Raw genomic sequence first — 17,027 nt, forward strand, 5'->3', positions numbered from 1 at the left:
GGGGAGGGGACCGGCGGGCGGGGACGGTGCGGCCGGGGAAGGCCCCGGACCGGCGTCCTGATGTGGATCGTACGGCCGCCGCCTCAGCGCTTCCCGGTGGCGACCGGCGACACGGGTGCCCGGCCCGGGCTGCCGGAGCCGTCGTCCGGGGTCTCGGCCAGCAGGTGGCGCAGGCGTTCGCCCTCGACGTCCACGTTGGGCAGGATCCGGTCCAGCCGGGCGGGCAGCGCCCAGGCGCGGCGGCCGAGCAGGGCCATGACCGCGGGCACGATCGTCATGCGGACGACGAACGCGTCGAAGAGGACGGCGGAGGCGAGGCCCAGGCCGATCGACTTGATCAGCGCCACGTCGTCCAGCAGGAAGCCGGCGAATACCGAGATCATGATGACCGCGGCGGCCGTGACCACCCGGGCCCCGTGCCGGAAGCCCGCGATCACGGCCTCGGTGGGCTCGGCCCCATGGACGTACTCCTCACGCATCCGGGTCACCAGGAACACCTCGTAGTCCATGGCGAGTCCGAAGACCACGCCGATCATGAAGATCGGCAGCACGCTCACGATCGGCGAGGTCCCGTCGACGCCGAACAGGTCCGCCAGCCAGCCCCACTGGAACACCGCGACCACCACGCCGAGCGTGGCGACCACGCTGAGCAGGAAGCCGAGGGCGGCCTTGAGCGGGACCAGGATCGAGCGGAACACCAGGAGCAGCAGGACCAGGGCCAGGCCGACGACCACACCGAGGTAGGGGATCAGGGCGCCGCTGAGCTTGCTGGACACGTCGATGTTCAGCGCGGTCGTGCCGGTCACCATCAGCTCGGAGTCGGTGTCGGACTTGAGCGCCGGGCCCCGGTCGCGGATCTGGGAGACCAGGTCGACGGTGGCCTGGCTGCTGGGGGAGCTCTTCGGGACGACGGAGATCAGGGCCACGTCGCCGTTCTGGTTGAACACCGCGGGGCGTACGGCGGCGACGTCGGACAGCTTGCCCAGTTGCGCGACCGTGTCCTGCGCGGCGGTCTTGGCGTCGCTGCTGCCGCGACCGTCGACGACCACCGTCAGCGGGCCGTTGTAGCCGTCCCCGAAGCCCTTGGTGATGGTGTCGTAGGCGATGCGCTCGCTGGTGCCGGGCGCGGACATGCTGTCGTCGGGCAGGGACAGCCGCATCGACAGGGCGGGTATGGCGAGGATGCCGAGTCCGACGACCGAGACGAGCAGCATCTTCACCGGGTTGCGGGTCACGAACCGGGCCCAGCGCACGCCCGTCGTCTCGCCCTCGCCGCGGTCCTGGCGGGCGCGCATCCGGCGGCTGGTGAACCGGCCGCTCATGATCCGCATCCCGGCGAAACCCAGCATCGCGGGCAGCAGGGTCAGCGCGATCAGTACGGCGACGACGACCGAGAAGGCTGCGCCCAGGCCCATCGTGGTCAGCATGCTGATGCCGATGATGCTCAGACCGACCAGGGCGATGACGACGGTGAGACCGGCGAACACCACCGCGGAACCGGCGGTGCCCAGAGCGCGGCCCGCCGCCTCCTCCGGTTCGTGACCGTCCCGGATCTCGCTGCGGTAGCGGGAGACGATGAACAGGGCGTAGTCGATGGACACCGCCAGACCCAGCATCAGCGCCAGCGTCGTGGCGGCCGAGCTGAGGTCGAAGAACGCGCTCGCGACCGTGATGGCGGCGACCGCCGCCCCGACTCCGAAGATCGCCGTCAGCAGCGGCAGCCCGGCCGCGAGCAGCGACCCGAACGTGATGACCAGCGCCACGGCGGCGATCAGCAGGCCGATCAGCTCGGTCGCGCCACCGCCCGCCTTCTCCTGTACGGCGTTGCCGCCCAGGCTGACCGCGAGGCCCGCCTTCTCGCCCTTGTCGGCCACGGAGTGCAGGGCGTCGCGGGCCGCGTCGGTGACGTCGGCCTGGGCGACCTTGTAGGTGGCCTGGGCGTAGGTGATGGTGCCGGACTTGCTGATCAGACCGCTCTGGTACGGGTCGCTGACACTCGCGACCTGGGGCGCCTTCTTGAGGTCGGCGATCAGCGACTCGACCTCGGTCTTGTTGGCCCCGGACTTCAGCTGCTCCCCGGCCGGCGCCTCGAACACCACGCGGGCGGTGGCGCCGGCGGCCGACGCCTGCGGGAACTCCTTGCCCAGCAGGTCGATCGCCTTCTGCGACTGCGTGCCGGGCAGGGTGAAGCTGTCGGACGTGTTGGACGACACGCTCGCCGCACCGATACCGACGGCCGCCAGGACGGCGATCCACAGCATCAGGACGAGCCGTCGGCGCCGGAACGAGAACCGGCCCAGTCGGTAGAGGAAGGTGGCCACGGAGTACTCCCACCAGGTTCGAGAGAAAGAGGTTCGAGAGAAAAGGAGGGCCTGCGCGACCCACGACTTCACGCTAGGAGCGCCTTTCCGGGCATCCGCAGCACCGGGGAAGTGAAAACGGCCGGGGTGACTAGTACCGGGGTACTAGGCCCTCTCCACCCTCCAGTCGAGGTGGGCGGCCCGCCGGTCCTGACGGGCGCCGTGATCCGCCGCACACGATCCGGGACAGGAGCCGGTTATGGTGACCAGGCGAATCGAACAGGGACAGAACCGGCGGAGGACGCCGTGTCGGACGAAGGGCGTCGTATCGCCGGACGCTACCGGCTGGCCGAGCAGATCGGCCGCGGCGGCATGGGCACCGTCTGGCGGGCCGACGACGAGGTCCTCGGCCGCCAGGTCGCGATCAAACGGCTCCACGCGCGGCCGGAACTCTCCGCCGACGAACTCGCCACCGTCTACGAGCGCACCCGCCGCGAGGCCCGCAGCGCCGCCCGGATCCAGCACCCGGACGTGATCGTCGTCCATGACGTCGTCGACGACGACGGCCGCCCCTGCATCGTCATGGAGTACGTCCCCGGTCCCACGCTCGCCGACCTCCTCAAGGACGGCCGACCCTCCCGCACGAGGAGGCGGCACGCATCGGCCTGGACATGGTCGCCGCCCTGCGCGCGGCCCACGCCGCCGGTGTCCTGCACCGCGACGTCAAGCCCGGCAACGTCCTGCTCGGCACCGGCGACCGGACCGTCCTCACCGACTTCGGCATCGCCATGACGGACGGGGCGTCGACACTGACGAAGACCGGCGAGATGGTCGGCTCCATCCACTACATGGCCCCGGAGCGGATCCGCGGCCTCACCCCCGGCACGGCCTCCGACCTGTGGGCCCTGGGCGCCACCCTCTACCAGGCCGTCGAAGGCCGCCCGCCGTTCCGCCGGGCCACCGCGATGGAGACCGCCTACGCCATCGCGGTGGACCCTCTCGAACCCATGAAGCAGGCCGGACCCCTGGAGCCGCTGATCGAGGCACTCCTGATCAAGGAGCCCGACGAGCGGCCGACGGCACAACAGACGGAGCGCGCCCTGCAGACCGCGTGGTGGGGAGACGCGACGGCCGAACTGCCGCCGTCCGCCCCCGAGTTGACCGTCGCGGAGCCGGATTCGGCGGGAGACTCCGGCCGAGGGCGGCGCCGGGGTCGCAAGGGGATCGTCGCCGGGATGCTCGCCCTCGCCGCGGCGGCCACGGCGTTCGTGCTGCACGGGACATCGACATCACCACCCGGGCACGCGACGAGCCGGCCCACCACCACGCCCTCCGCGTCCCCCGTCCGGAGGGCTATCACCTCGTACGGGACCGGCAACTCGGTGTCTCCTTCCCGGTGCCGGACGACTGGAAGGCCGGCAAGCGGACGACGGAGAGCGTCACCTACACCGACGGGACGGGCCTGACCGGACTCAGGGCCGGGTCCGGGCGTTCCGCGCCATCGACCTCGGCTTCGGCAAGGAGGGCGGCCGCGAGTACGACATCTACCTCTCGGCCCCGGATGCGAAGTGGGACACCCACCGCCCCGTCTTCGACAAGGTCAGGGACGGCTTCGCGACCAGCGCGTCGTAACTCGCGGGCTCACACCGGGTGTTCGGCGCAGCGGCAGCCGGCCCCCTGTCCGATCCAGTCGCGGATGTCGGCGAGCGACTAGCGGGTCGGCGCCCTGCCGATGACCCCGTCGGCCTCCAGTGCGGTGATCTCCCGTGCTGTGAGCCCGAGTTCGGTCAGCAACTCGTGGTTGTGCTGTCCGAGCAGGGGCGCGGGGCGAGTGTGGCGGGGGCCGGGGCTTCGGGAGAGCCGGGCCGGGAAGGTGCTGTAGCGGGCCCGGCCTGCCATGGGGTGGTCGATCTCCTCGAAGAAGCCGCGGAACCGCAACTGCTCCAACTCGGCCTGCCGGTGCGGCTGCAGCACCTTGCCCACCGGGACACCGGCCGGCCAGAGACGGTCGACGATCTCGTCCGCGCCGCGCTCACGGCACCAGGCGGCGAGCCGCACGTCGAGGGCGTCATGATGCGCGTGCCGTCCTTCGGCGGTGGACAGCTCGGGGTTCGACGCCCAGCCGGGGCGGTCGAGGGCGTCACGCAGCGCCTCCCACTGTTCGTCGGTGGCCACGGCGATGGCCACCCAGGAGTCCGGCCGGCCGAACTCGTCAGGATCCGCGGTGAGATACAGGTTCTGCGGGGCCGCGCAGGGCCCCCGGTTCCCGGCCCGCTCCAGCAGCGCGCCGTACGCCGAGTACTCGATGACCTGCTCGGCGGCCACGTTGAGGGCCGCGTCGACCATGGCCGCCTCGACCAGCGCTCCCTCGCCGGTGCGGCGCCGGTGCTCCAGGGCCAGCAGCAGACCGTTCAGCGCGTGGACGCCGGCGTTGGGGTCGCCGATCGAGTACGGCTCGACCGGATTGCGCTCCGGATGGCCGGTGAGCCAGGTCAGCCCCGACGCGTCCTCGATGACGAAGGCGAACGCGGCGTTGTCGCGCCACGGGCCGTCGAGGCCGAAGCCGGGCATGCGGACCATGATCATGTCGGGGCGCAGAGCCCGTACCGCCTCGTAGTCCAGGCCGAGTTGGTCCAGAACGCGCGGGGTGTAGTTCTCGACGATCACGTCGCAGGTCGGGATCAGCCGGCGCAGCAGGTCCCGCCCCTGCTCGGTGCGGAAGTCGAGTGTCAGGCTCTTCTTGTCGCTGTTGAGGCCCGCGAAGATCGGCGACCGTTCCCACCACTGGTCCACGGTCGGCGGCACGCCCGCGATCAGCCGGGTCCCGTCCGGTCGCGAGGTGGATTCCAGGTGGATCACCTCGGCCCCGAGCAGGGCGAGCACGTGTGTGCACGAGGGACCGGCCCAGAAGGCGGTCATGTCGAGGACCCGCAGGCCGCTGAAGGCCAGTCCGGTGTCCGTTCCCCCGGTCGTCCGGCGTGTTGTGCCACGGCGGCTTTCGGTGTGCTCGCCAAGGCGCGGTGCCGGTCCCGGCGGCCGTAGCCGGGCGGGTTCCAGACGGAAGGGAGGAGCGGGCTGGAGGAAGCCGTCGCGCGGGTTGGGCAGGAAGCTCCGGCGTGCTTCGAAGTGGTCCATGGCCGGGGCGTTGGCGCCGTTGGCGACCGCGGAGTTGGGGATGCGGAACGCGGTGGCCAGCTCGCGGATCTCGGCGACCGTCCGGGCCGCGATCCAGTCCTGGATCACCGAGGCCCGCTCGGTCGCCCGTTCCGTGATGGACAACGGCGACTTCTCGTCGATCCACTCCGGGTGGCCGACCATCGCGCAGAGGTCGAAGAACTGCTGGGCCGTCGCGCACCCGAGCGCCACGAGTCCGTCCTTGGCGGTGGCCACGCCCGGCATGTTCAGCCTGCGGGTCTGCTGCCACGGCCGGTCCAGCATGTCCCGGAACGTCACCGGATGGTAGGTCAGGGACAGGACATGGGCTTCGAGCATGGAGAGGTCGACCAGTTCGCCGGAGCCGGGCGCGCGCAGTCGTACGGCCATGGTCGCGGCGGCGGCGTACGCCCCCGAGACCCAGTCACCGACCTGACCTCCCACGTGGACCGGCGCCCGGTCGGGGTCGCCGCGCCCCAGGCCGATGATGCCGCCGGACCAGGCCTGCAGGGTGAACTCGGTGGCCGCGCGGTCCCGCCACGGTCCTTCCAGTCCGAACGGCGTGATCGACGTGACGACGAGGTGGGGGTGGGCCCGGTGGATCTCCTGCGGTGACAGCGGCGAGCCCGGCGACCACACCGCGACGTCCGCGGTCTCCAGGAGTCCGCGCACCAGCTCCGGATCGCCGACCACACTCTCCTTCGAGCAGGCCAGGAAGCCGAACAGGGCTCCGTCGTCGCCGGGTCGGAGCGTGGCGCCGGACGCCGACCACCGTCGTAGCGGATCGCCCAGCGGAGGCTCGACCTTGACGACCTCCGCGCCGCCGTCGGCGAGCAGCTTCGTGCAGTAGGCACCGGGGATTCCCGTGGACAGGTCCACCACGGCGCAGCCGCTGAGCGGGGGTTCGGCAGGGGTTGGGCTCAAGAGTCGCCCCTTCGCTCGCGGCCCGACCTGCTGAGTCGGAAGTCCGGCGGGAAACGGTCGTCGTTGTTCCTGACGGCGTTGGGTACGCCGCCGTCGACCGTCTCCTCGTCGAGCATCAGGTCGTCGCCGTCGGCCCGGGCCATCCCTCCGACCGACTCGAAGAGACCGGTGAGCAGGGAGCCCATGTACTCGCCCTGGTGCTGTTTGAAGATCTCGAAGAAGACCTTCTGCATGAACACGGTGTCGGTCGGCCGGGTGCGTGCGCACGCCAGCGCGTACTTCTCCACTTCCCTCTCCAACTCGTCCCGGGGGACGACGCTGTTGAGGAAGTTGCACTCGTACATCTCCAGGGCCGTGAAGGGCCTGCCGGTGAACACCATCTCCTGGAACTTCCGCAGGCCCATCGTCTGCGCCCAGGTCCACATCCGCGGTGCCCAGCCGACGTAGCGGAAGGAGGGGTGGCCGAAGAGGGCGTCGTCGGCGGAGATCACCAGGTCGGCGTCGGCCGCCTGGTAGAAGTGCCAGCCGTAGCAGTAGCCCTTGACCTCCAGGATGCTGATCTTCTTGAAGTCCTGGAGGCTCCGGCAGCCGGCTCCGGGATTCGCGTACCACTGCGAGGGGGTGCCGCCGTAGCGGTAGGAGCCCTTGGGGGGATAGCGGACGTCGTCCTCCTCGCCGAGCCCGAGCTCCGACAGGAGTGGTCCGGCGGTCGGCGCCGCGTGCATCTCCATGGTTTCCGTGATGTCGGCGCCCGAGCCCAGGTCGTCGCCGACGCCCCGGATCACCAGGACCTTCACCTCGTCGTCGACGTTGGCGCGGTGCAGCAGGTCGCCGAAGCGCAGCCGGGCCGCCGCGGTCGGTGCGTTGAGGGCGTCGGGCCGGTCCAGAGTGAGGGTGGCGATCTTCGTCCTGGGGTCCTTCTCGTAGCGGATGATCTCCTCCGCCGAGGGACGCGTGCTGTCGGCCATGCGGGTCCTCACTACGGTTTCCGGACAGGACTTGAGGTCAGCAGCTCCGCGCCGCCGGCGGTGATGAGCACCGCCTCCCGGCGCAGGACGGCGCCCACGCCGCGCCGCCAGACGTAGCCGGTCACGGCCAGGGCCATGCCGGGTTCGAGCCGTTCCTCGGCCGCGGTGGCCGGCAGGCCGGAGGTGACCACGGGCGGGTCGAAACCCAGGCCGAGGCCGCGGGCGACGGGCATCGGGGGCAGGGGCTCGCGGGCCGTGTCGTACGCGGCGAGCAGATCGCTGGTGGGTGCGCCCGGTCGGCAGGCGTCGAACAGCAGCGTCCACAGGTCGGCGGATCGCCGGTACAGGTCACGGACGGCGGCCGGATCCCCGCCCTCGACCGGCCAGGTCCGTCCGACCTCACCGATGTAGCCGCCCGCGACCACGCCCGCGGTCAGGGACACGAGGTCGCCCGGGCCCACCCGGCCGTCCGCGTCCACCCGCCGCCACGGGTGGTCCCGGGACGTCACCCACGCCACCTCCTGGGTCGCGGGTGTGGTCACGCCACCGGCAGCGGCGGCCTCCAACAGGACGCCGGACAGGTGCTGTTCGGTGACACCCGGCCGCAACTCACCCACCGCCGCCGCCAGGCTCGCATCGGCCACGCCGATGGCCTGCCGGAGAGCCGACACCTCCTCGGCCGTCTTGACCCGCCGGGCCGCGCGCATGGCCGGTTCGCCGTCGACCAGTTCGGCGAACGGAAAGGCCAGGGGCAGGAGTTGGGCGAAGGTCGGCGAGATGGTGTCCGTGCCCACCCGGCGGGCCGTGGCCGCTCCCTCGATGTCCCGGATCACGGTCACCCAGTTCATCGGGTTCCAGGTCAGGCCGTACAGCCGCTCGTGCGGGATGTCGTCGGGGATGCCCTCGTCCCAGGTGCTGAGCATGTGGATGGCACCGGTGGCGCGGACCACCACGGCGGCCGGGGCGAAGGGATGGGTGCCGGCGGTCCACAGTCCGCGGGCCCCGGTGACGTAACGGACATTGGCGCTCCGCCCGAGGACGAGGACGTCGAGATCGTGGGCCTCCATGTGTGCCAGCGCACGCTCCCGCCGCCCACTGCGGAGAGCGCGGTCGTCCGGCAGGACCTCAGTCGCCATAAGGGGCGTAGGAGTAGTCGGTCAGGGCTGTCCAGCCCTCTTCCTCGATCACCAGGACCTCCTCGCTGCGGTAGCCGCCGGTGCCGTCCTCCCAGACCACGGGTTCCAGGACGAGCACCATGCCGGCTTCGAGCACCAGTTGTGCGTCGAACTCCTCACCCAGGTCGGTGCCGACGAAGGGCATCTCGGCGGGGTCCGTGCCCATGCCGTGGCCCAGGTAGAAGTGGGGGAGCCAGGGCTTCGAACCGCCGTTCGCGGCGACGGCGGCCCGCGTCAGGTCGGCGGCGGTGGCCCCTGCCCGCAGTACGTCCTTGACCGCGTTGTGGATGTCCCACCATTTGGTGAACTGCGCCCGCTGGCGCGGGTTCGGGTCCTGTCCGACGATCCAGGTGCGGCCGAAGTCCGAGCAGTATCCGGCGTAGTTGATGCTCACGTCGGTCCACAGGACGTCGCCCTGGGCCAGTTCCCGCTCCGTCGTCAGGAGGGGGAGGGCGAGGTCGCCGTGGGTGGTCCACACTCCGGCCTCCCGGGAGGCCGGCATCACCTGCCAGATGGGGTCGAGCACGTTGGCCAGGGCGCCGTGTTCGTAGGCCCGGCGCACGAACGCCGCCGACAGGTCGATCTGCCGCATCCCCGGCGCGAGTGACCCCTCGACGTCGGCCATGGCCCGCTCGGTGATCCGCAACGCCGTGCGGATGCAGGCCAGTTCGTCGGGCGTCTTGATCACCTTGGCGGCGGTCAGGACCAGCGCGGCGTCGACGGGCGGTCCGCCCGGGAACAGCGCCTTCTGCGCTCGGCGCATCGCCCCGGTTATTTCGTCGACCGCCACCTTCGCGCCGCCGGGCACGATGTCGGCTATCACGGCGGCGAAATTCCGCACCCCTTCGTCGAACTCCAGGTAGACCGGAGGGTGGAGGTGGTCGGCAGACAGCGACGACTGTGCGGAGGTGCTTTCGCGGAACGGCATGAACAGATGCGGCCACGGGGCGTCCGCCACCACCACCGCCACGGGACGGTCGACGTGGGCGAGACCGGAGTCGCCGAGCGGCCAGCTCGCTCCGGTCGCGTAGGTCACCGCGTTGTTGCCGAGCAGGATCAGGGCGTCCACGCCCTGGGCCGCCATGGATGCCCGCAGCCGTGCGCCGCGTTCACGGTTCATGCGGGTCAGGTCGGGTGCGGCCGGGATGTCGATGACGGTCATTGCCGTCTCCCTAACAAGGTCGTGGAGTTTCGCCGTCGGTTGTTGTGGTCCCGGCCGGTGCTACAGGCCCAGGTACGCTTTGACGTTGCCGCTGACCACGCGGGCGGCCTTATCGGGCCCAACGGCGTCCACGACCATGGCGATCGACTTCTCCGAGTAGCCGAACGTGCTCTCGTTGTGCGGGTAGTCGGCGGACCACATCACCCGGTCCACACCGATGCGGTCGACCAGTTCAAGCCCGAGCGGGTCGACCATGAAGGACGCGTACATGTGGTGGTCCCAGTAGTGCTGGACGTCGTGCTCGACGGGTCGGTCCAGCATGTGCCGGTAGGAGGCGAGGAGGTGTTCGGCGTCCTGGAGCGCGGAGGGAACCCAGTTCACGCCTCCTTCGAACCAGCCGACGCGCAGCCCCGGATGACGGTCGAGGATGCCGCCGAGCACGTACCTCCCGAACATCTCCCGGTACGGCGCCACATTGGCCACCATGCCGACGGCGATGGCGTTGACCTCGCACGGGGCCTTGAGTCCGGTCTCGCCGATGTGGTGGGACACCGGGAGCCCCACCTCCTCGATCACGTCCCAGACCGGGATCATCGCGGCGCCGGAGTAGTCGATGGGGGTGCCCGCGTCGTCCTGCCCGGGGTTCAGCGGCATGAGGAAGGTCTTCAGCCCCAGGCTCTTCATCTCCTCCAGGGTCCTGCGGGCCCCTTCCGCGTCCCACCAGTTGATGAGCCCGACGCCGTAGAAGCGGCCCCCGGAGCGTTCCTGCAGTCCGGCGATGTACTCGTTGTAGATCCGGAAGCAGAGCTCGCGGATCTCTTTGTCGGGGTAGTGGAACAGGGCCAACAGCGCGTTGGGGAACGCCAGTTCCTTCGTGATGCCGTCCGAGCCGAGTTCCTGGATGCGCCCTTCGAGGTTGTCGCTGCCGGCGCCGGCCAGGGGGTCGTACTGCATGAGCACATGGCTGAACTCGCCCGGCAGGAACGACTTTCCGCCCATTCCCAGCTCGTAGGCGCCGTCCTCGTACCACACCCGCGGCGCCTGGTTCCTGAGCCGCTCGGGGAAGCGGTCGTAGAAGATGTCGTCCGCGAGGGAGATGTGGTTGTCGGCGGAGAACACCTCGGTGCCCGGCGGGAGACCCAGGGAGGAGCCGTCCGAGTGGCCGTGCCGTTCCTTCGGCGGACCGAAGCCTTCGGGGGGATACAGGGTGGATGACTGGCTGGACATCTTTGTCCTCCAAGGGGAGCCGCGGGTTTCACGTCCGTACGTGGTTCGTCTGCTCCTGCCAGGCGGGGGAGTCGGTGGGTCAGGGCCGCAGTGGCTTCGGGCCCGCCGTGGTCCCGCCGTCGATCGTCAGCACCGTTCCGGTGATGTGCAGCGACCGGTCGCCGCCCAGGTAGGCGACGGCTTCCGCGACGTCCCTGGGGGTGCCCTGCCGCTTCAGCGGCTGGACGGCCGCCATGTGGGCGCGGATGCGCCGGGTGATCTCCTCGGAGTCCCCCTCCTGCGCGGCCGCCGTCGCCGAGGCCAGCAACTGCGTCGGGATGCCGCCCGGCGCCACGCAGTTGACGCGGATGCCGTACTCGGCCAGATCGACGGCGACGCCCTTGGTGAAGTGGATGACCGCGGCCTTCGAGGCGCGGTAGGCCGGCACGCTCGCGCCGGCCTGGATCCCGCCTACGGAACTGACGTTGACGATGGATCCGCCGCCGTTCGCCGCCATGTGCCGGGCCGCCGCCTGGGTACCGACCATCACGCCGAGCAGGTTGACCGAGAGGACGCGCTGGAAATCGGTGAAGTCCTCGTCGAGGAAGTGCTGGTGCATGGCGCCCGACACGCCCGCGTTGTTGACCATGAGGTGCAGTCCGCCGAACTCCTCCACCGCGAAGCCGACGAGTGACCGGACCTGCTCGGCGTCCGCGACGTCCGTCCGCCGGAAACGGGCGTCCGGGCCGTAGTCGGCCGCCAGTGACTCACCGATGTCCCGGTCGAGATCGGCGATGACGACCCGGGCACCGTCTTCGAGAAGCCTCTCGACGGTCGCGCGCCCCAGGCCCGCCGCTCCGCCGGTGACCACGGCGACCTTCTCCGACAGTTCCTTGTCCACCGTGCTCACTCCCATGTGACGGGCAGCGAGTAGACCCCGTAGGCCAGCCGGTCGTGCTTGAACTCGATCCGGTCCAGCGGCTCGGCCAGGCGCAGTGTGGGTATCCGGCGGAAGAGCGTGCCGTAGACGACCTGGAGCTCTACGCGGGCGAGTTGCTGGCCCACGCACTGGTGGATGCCGAAGCCGAACGCGTTGTGGTGCCGGGCGTTCTCCCGGCGCAGGTCCAGCGCGTCGGGGTCGGGGAAGACGTGTGCGTCCCGGTTGGCGCTGAAGAGTTCCACGATGATGCCCTCGCCGGCGCGGATCACCTCGCCGCCGATCTCGATGTCCTCCTTGGCGATCCGCCGCTGGCCGCCGTGGATGATGCCCAGGTAGCGCAGCAGTTCCTCCACCGCGCCCGCGACGACCTTCGGATCGTCGGCGTCACGCAGCAGCGCCAGTTGGTCGGGGCGCTCCAGCAGCGCGACGACGGCGAGGCCGATCATGTTGGCGCTGGTCTCGTGGCCCGCGATGAGCAGTCCCGTGCCCATCATGGCCGCCTCGGACACGCTGATGTCGCCGGCGGTGACGAGTGCCGCGATGTCGGACAGCGCGTCGTCCGCGGGTTCGGCGGCCTTCTTCTCGACGAGTCGCACCAGATAGTCGTTGAGCGCCCCGAAGGTCCGCATGCTCTCCTCGGCGGACACGTTGTGGGCGATGCCGCGGGCGGCGTTCTCCTGGAAGAAGTCGTGGTCCTGGTACGGCACGCCCAGCAGTTCGCTGATCATCTTGGTCGGCAACGGCAGAGCCAGCGCCTCGACGAGGTCGGCAGGCTTCGGTCCGGCCAGCATCGTGTCGATCAGATCGTCGGTGATCTTCTGGATGGTGGGGCGCAGCGCCTCCACCCGCTTGAAGGTGAACGGCCGGGTCATGATCCGGCGGAACCCGGTGTGCTCGGGGGCGTCCGAGTTGAAGACCGAACGCGGGCGGTACGCCACCGCAGCCGCCATGCCTTCGTGCCAGTGCGGGAAACCGGGCAGCCGTTCGTCGACACTGACCCGGGGGTCGCCGAGCAGAGCGCGCTGCTCGGCGTGGCCGGTGACGATCCAGGGGGTACTGCCGTCCCAGATCCGCACCCTGGCGAGGGGCTTCTCGACGGTCAACTCCCGTAGGGCCGGGGGCGGATCGAACGGGCAGCCCGCCGCCCGGGGCATCGGCCACTCGGGGACTTCGGCAGGGCTGCCGGTTGCGGCGCCTGTCAGTGCGTCGGGCATGTCCATCCTCACGGTGTCGTCCGGGGTGTCTACTGCGCGATGTGGATCGCCAGCGCGGGGCAGACGGCGGCCGCGTCACGGACGTCGTCGGCCAACTCGGCGGGCGGGTCGTCGGTCAGCAGGACGACGACGCCGTCCTCGTCCCTCTGGTCGAACACGTCCGGCGCGGTGGCCGCGCACTGGCCGGCCGCAACGCATTTGTCCTGTTCGACGGTTATTTTCACGGGCTGCTCCCTCACTTCCGTCGGGGCAAGGCGGCGCCCTTGTGGGCTCCGTCGACCGCGCCTCCGAGTGAACTCCCGCCGCATTCGTAAGTCAATCGGCTGATTCAAAATTTACCGAGACGGATGGGTGAGGGCTGTAGTTGACGATCAGTCAGGAACTCGCGGTCACGGGCGCCGTCCACAGCCCGACGATCGCGTCGACCAGTCCGTCCGCAGCATCGTGCCAACTGGCTCTCGGGGTAGGCGTGTTGAGGGCGAGAGCGCGCTCACGCTCGGCGCACGTGTAGAGGATCACGTTCCGGGTCATGGAGGTGCGTTCCGCGCGCACCTCGGCCGGCAGGTCGGGCAGGCACCGGTGCAGGCCGTCGAGGATCTGCCGCCACACGGGCAGGTCGAGGGTCTCGGCGACCAGGATCTCGTGGAGCGCGGGGTCGGCCATCACCTGGGCGCAGAACCGCGCGTACCACGTGGGGCTGCCCGACTCGGCCAGGTACTCGGGGGTCGGCCGCACCAGGCACGCCACCCAGTCCCGCAGGTCGGTGGAGTCGCCGGTCTCGGCCAGCAGGCGCCGGCTCACACGCTCGATCCGCTCGGCGTGATGGCGGGCGATCGCTCGCACCAGGTCCGTCTTGGTGCCGAAGTGGTAGCCGACCACGGCTGTGTTGCCCTGCCCCGCCGCCTCGCTGATCTGCCGGTTCGACACGGCGTACACACCACGCTCGGCGAACAGACGCTCCGCGGTCCTCCGGATGAGCTCCCGGGTCACTCTGACCTGCTCGGCCCGGACACTCCTACCCGTCATGTCCACCACGGTACCGGGACCGCGCCAGGCCGGTCGCTCCCACCTGCCCCTGGACGGAAATCAACCAGGTGACTTACGTTCTAGGCGCGTCGGACCAACGGGACAAGTCGTCGCGGGGTTGGCGCCATGTCCCGGAACGGCGGTGGTGACGATGGCCGACAGTACGCGGCGGGACGAACAGGTCAGGGCGACCCGGAAAGCGCTCCTGGACACGGCGGAGCGCCTGTTCGCCGAGCACGGTGTGCACGCGATGTCCAACCGCCGGATCAGCGAGGCCGCGGGACAGGGCAACAACACCGCGGTCGGCTACCACTTCGGCACCAAGGCCGACCTGGTGCGGGCCATCGTCCGAAGACACGCGGAGGAGATCGAGAACATTCGCGTGGGCATGCTGGCCGACATCGGGGACTCCACCGGCCTGCGGGACTGGGTGGACTGTTCGGTGCGCCCGGTCACCCGGCACCTGGCAGCACTCGGGCGTCCGAGCTGGTACGCCCGGTTCATCGCGCAGGTCTCGGCCGACCCCGCCCTCTACGCGATCACGGAGGAGGAGTTCTTCGGAGCCTCCCCGTCGCTGCGGAAACTGGAGGACGGTCTGACCCGCTGTGTGCCCGTCCTGCCCGCGGGGGTGCACACCGATCGCGCCGTCATGACCCGGCACTTGATCGTGCAGATGTCCGTCGAAAGGGAACGAGCCCTCGCCGACGGCACCCCCACCACCCGGTCGACCTGGCAGGACACCGCCGACGGTCTTGTCGACGCGATCGTCGCACTGTGGCAGGCGCCGGTCACCGCTGGGGCATCGACGCCGAAGTGACCCCGGTCGGGGCGCAGTTGAGGGCGACGAGGTGCCGTTCCACTCACCGGGAGTACGAACGCCGGACCCGGTCCCCGACCCTACGGTGTGGCTCACCTGTCGGCACCCGGTCAGGGGCTGCCGCGCCGGATCGCGGAGGGAGACAGTCCGATGACCGACTGGGACCACTCGACCGACTTCTTGGTGGTGGGGAGCGGTGCGGGCGTCACCGGGGCGATTCGCGCTCGCGCGCTCGGCAAGGACGTTCTCGTCGTGGAGAAGACCGACCGGTTCGGCGGGTCGACCTGTATGTCGGGCGGTGTGATGTGGCTTCCCGACAACCCGCTCATGCGACGCGAGGGAGTTCCCGACTCGGCCGCTGCCGCACTCACGTACTTCGCCACCGTCGTCGGTGACGCGGGCCCGGCATCGTCGACCGCCCGCAGGAAGGCCTACGTAGGCGCGGGTGTCGAGATGGTGGACTTCCTGGAGTCCGAAGGACTGGAACTCCGGCGCTGCGAGGGCTACAGCGACTACTACTCCGGCGTCCGGGGCTGCGAAGGAGGCTCGGCACGCGGCAGGTCGATCGAGCCGAAGGCCTTCGACAAGAAACTGCTCGGGACATGGCAGGACCGGATCCGGCCCGGCTTCCCGGGCGGCCTCGCCGTCTACACCGGTGAGGCGTCGCGCCTGACGCTGATGCGGACAGGGGCCGGGCTGACCGTCCTGGCCAGGGTGGGACTGCGGACCGCCCTCGGCCGGCTCCGCCGGCAGCGGCTCGTGACGAACGGGGTGGCCCTGTCCGCCCGTCTGCTCCAGATACTGCTGCGGCAGGACGCCACGGTGTGGCTGGAGTCCGCCTTGTCCGACCTCGTGGTCGAGGACGGGCGGGTCGTCGGCGCCGTCGTCCACCGGGGCGGTCGTGACCTCCGGGTACGGGCACGGGACGGCGTTCTGCTCGCCGCCGGAGGCTTCGCCCGCAACAAGGAGATGCGTGAACAGCACGCGGGAGGCCGGCCCACCGGCGACCGGTGGACCTCGGCCAACCCGGGCGACACCGGCGAGGCGATCCGGATCGCCATGGCACACGGGGCGGCGACGGACATGCTGGACGAGGCGTGGTGGATGCCCTCGTGGATCATGCCCGACGGCACCCCCAACATGTGTATGTCCGAACGCACCAGGCCGGGCTCGATCATCGTCGACGCGGAGGGCCGCCGCTATTTCAACGAGGCGGTCGCCTACCAGGAGGCCGGTCAGCAGATGTACGCACGCGACCGGGAGTTGGGAGGCGCCGTCCCGTCGTGGCTCGTCGTCGACTCCCGGCACCGCAGCCACTACCCGTTCGGGATGTCTCCCCCCGGCCGCACACCGAAGGAGTGGATCACCAGCGGCGCGATGAAGCGCGCCGACAGCCTGGAGGACCTCGCCGGGCAGTGCGGGATCGACGCCGGTGGACTCCTCAAGACCGTCGAGCGGTTCAACACGTTCGCGGCGCGGGGCGTCGACGAGGACTTCCACCGAGGGGAGGGCGACCACGAGAAGTTCTACGGCGACCCCACCCATGGCCCCAACCCCTGCCTGGGGCCCGTCGCGAAGCCGCCGTTCTACGCGGTCGCCCTGTACCCGGGGGACATCGGCACCAGCGGGGGAATCCTCTGCGACGAGTTCGCCCGGGTGCTCGACACCGAGGGCAACCCCATCGACGGGCTCTACGCCACGGGCAACTGCACCGCGTCCGTGATGGGCCGCAAGTACCTCGGTGCGGGGGCCAGTATCGCCGCCTCGGCGGTGTTCGGACACGTGGCCGCGACCCACGCGTCCGCCACGGAGCGGGAGCCGGGCGCCGACATCGCCGACTGACCGGGGCGTCGCGCACAGGAGGTGATCGGCACACCGGGCGGCCCGGGCAGACGTGGCGCGGCGGCATCGCGCCCGTCCGACCCGTCTACGGCGACCCGGGCCATCGGTGCACGGCAGGCGCCGATCACCCCCACTCGGCAGCCGGGTGCCGTGCCGCCCTGGTCGCACGGCACATCGCCGCAGGCCGAACCGCGCGAGACGCCGTGCACCGGTATTGCCTCCACGGCCCGCGCCCCGTTACCTTGCGGCAAAGTTACAGGCCAGCTACGCGATGCGGTCCGGCGCATCGGTGTTCGGCGA

At 70.5% G+C, this 17,027-nt stretch carries 12 protein-coding genes and 1 pseudogene; 3 read left to right on the top strand and 10 right to left on the bottom strand.

From position 1 onward, the window contains the following. Window positions 1-83: 83 nt before the first annotated feature. The gene (locus OH768_RS49825; protein ID WP_406463899.1) at window positions 84-2,321 is read right to left on the bottom strand and encodes an MMPL family transporter; all 2,238 of its coding nucleotides are present in this window, start codon (window positions 2,319-2,321) and stop codon (window positions 84-86) included. A gap of 285 nt (window positions 2,322-2,606) precedes the next feature. Between OH768_RS49825 and OH768_RS49830 the strand changes: the two are divergent. After that, window positions 2,607-3,932, top strand: a pseudogene (locus tag OH768_RS49830) (serine/threonine-protein kinase). A 78-nt stretch (window positions 3,933-4,010) separates the two neighbouring features. Here OH768_RS49830 and OH768_RS49835 read toward each other — a convergent pair. The 9 genes from OH768_RS49835 to OH768_RS49875 all read right to left on the bottom strand — a co-directional run bounded on the left by OH768_RS49835 (window position 4,011) and on the right by OH768_RS49875 (window position 14,068). Next, window positions 4,011-6,377: a CoA transferase gene (locus OH768_RS49835; RefSeq protein ID WP_406463901.1), complete on the bottom strand. Its 2,367-nt coding sequence runs from the start codon at window positions 6,375-6,377 to the stop codon at window positions 4,011-4,013. After that, on the bottom strand, window positions 6,374-7,345 hold the full coding sequence (locus tag OH768_RS49840) for an enoyl-CoA hydratase/isomerase family protein (protein WP_406463903.1): 972 nt from the start codon (window positions 7,343-7,345) through the stop codon (window positions 6,374-6,376). Before OH768_RS49840 ends, OH768_RS49835 begins: the two co-directional genes overlap by 4 nt. Window positions 7,346-7,356: 11 nt before the next feature. Then, the gene (locus tag OH768_RS49845) at window positions 7,357-8,481 is read right to left on the bottom strand and encodes a M24 family metallopeptidase (protein WP_406463905.1); all 1,125 of its coding nucleotides are present in this window, start codon (window positions 8,479-8,481) and stop codon (window positions 7,357-7,359) included. Continuing rightward, window positions 8,471-9,682 carry a M24 family metallopeptidase gene (locus tag OH768_RS49850; protein WP_406463907.1) on the bottom strand — a complete coding sequence of 404 codons (1,212 nt, stop codon included), beginning with the start codon at window positions 9,680-9,682 and terminating at the stop codon, window positions 8,471-8,473. Before OH768_RS49850 ends, OH768_RS49845 begins: the two co-directional genes overlap by 11 nt. 60 nt (window positions 9,683-9,742) lie before the next feature. After that, entirely contained in the window at window positions 9,743-10,909 is a 1,167-nt protein-coding gene (locus OH768_RS49855; RefSeq protein ID WP_406463909.1) for an amidohydrolase family protein, read from the bottom strand. Window positions 10,910-10,988: 79 nt separating this feature from the next. Then, window positions 10,989-11,789: an SDR family NAD(P)-dependent oxidoreductase gene (locus OH768_RS49860; RefSeq protein WP_406463911.1), complete on the bottom strand. Its 801-nt coding sequence runs from the start codon at window positions 11,787-11,789 to the stop codon at window positions 10,989-10,991. A gap of 5 nt (window positions 11,790-11,794) precedes the next feature. Continuing rightward, a complete protein-coding gene (locus OH768_RS49865) occupies window positions 11,795-13,042 on the bottom strand; it encodes a cytochrome P450 (protein WP_406463913.1) in 1,248 nt (415 codons plus the stop codon). Between the two features lie 29 nt (window positions 13,043-13,071). Beyond that, complete coding sequence (locus tag OH768_RS49870; RefSeq protein ID WP_406463914.1) at window positions 13,072-13,266, bottom strand: ferredoxin; 195 nt, start codon at window positions 13,264-13,266, stop codon at window positions 13,072-13,074. Between the two features lie 151 nt (window positions 13,267-13,417). After that, window positions 13,418-14,068 (bottom strand): TetR/AcrR family transcriptional regulator, encoded by a 651-nt coding sequence (locus tag OH768_RS49875; RefSeq protein ID WP_406463916.1) that lies wholly within the window; start codon window positions 14,066-14,068, stop codon window positions 13,418-13,420. A gap of 151 nt (window positions 14,069-14,219) precedes the next feature. On the opposite strand from OH768_RS49875, the gene OH768_RS49880 reads away from it, so the two are divergent. After that, window positions 14,220-14,885 (top strand): TetR/AcrR family transcriptional regulator, encoded by a 666-nt coding sequence (locus tag OH768_RS49880; protein ID WP_406463918.1) that lies wholly within the window; start codon window positions 14,220-14,222, stop codon window positions 14,883-14,885. Window positions 14,886-15,035: 150 nt separating this feature from the next. After that, window positions 15,036-16,727: an FAD-binding protein gene (locus OH768_RS49885; protein ID WP_406463919.1), complete on the top strand. Its 1,692-nt coding sequence runs from the start codon at window positions 15,036-15,038 to the stop codon at window positions 16,725-16,727. Window positions 16,728-17,027: the final 300 nt, after the last annotated feature.

Origin of the sequence: Streptomyces sp. NBC_01622 (genome assembly GCF_045209635.1) — a bacterium.
Lineage (GTDB): Bacteria > Actinomycetota > Actinomycetes > Streptomycetales > Streptomycetaceae > Streptomyces.